We start from the raw sequence: 403 nt of genomic DNA, 5'->3' as shown, positions 1-403 counted from the left end.
TCGGCGGCGGCCGAGGCGGCGGCGCTGTCGGGGGTTGCGAAGGTGCTGCATGCGGAGGAGGCGGGCCATGGCCTGGCCGAGGGGCTTGCGGCTCTGATCGTGTCGCTGGCGGGTGGCTACAGCCATATCGCGGCGGCGGCGACGGCCTATGCCAAGAACGTGCTGCCGCGGGTTGCTGCGCTTCTGGACGTGATGGTGCTGTCGGATGTGACGGCCGTTATCGATTCTGAAACCTTTGAGCGGCCAATCTACGCGGGCAATGCGATTCAGACGGTGAAATCGTCGGATGGCACCAAGGTGTTCAGCGTGCGGACGGCGGCCTTTGCGGCGGCGGGTGCCGGCGGCACGGCAGGGATCGAGGCGGTCGGCGCGCAGGCGTCGGCGCTGTCGGCCTGGGTGGAAG

Annotated in this window: 1 protein-coding gene; it reads left to right on the top strand. The window is 69.0% G+C overall.

From position 1 onward, the window contains the following. Positions 1–403 (top strand): adenine nucleotide alpha hydrolase family protein (locus IE101_RS17500; RefSeq protein ID WP_505706168.1); only part of this gene is annotated, 403 nt, incomplete at both ends.

Source organism: Gemmobacter lanyuensis, assembly GCF_014652355.1.
In the GTDB taxonomy this organism is placed as follows: Bacteria; Pseudomonadota; Alphaproteobacteria; order Rhodobacterales; family Rhodobacteraceae; genus Gemmobacter; species Gemmobacter lanyuensis.
Note: the sequence above shows the minus strand (reverse complement) of the source record. Positions and strands in the feature narration are given on the sequence as shown.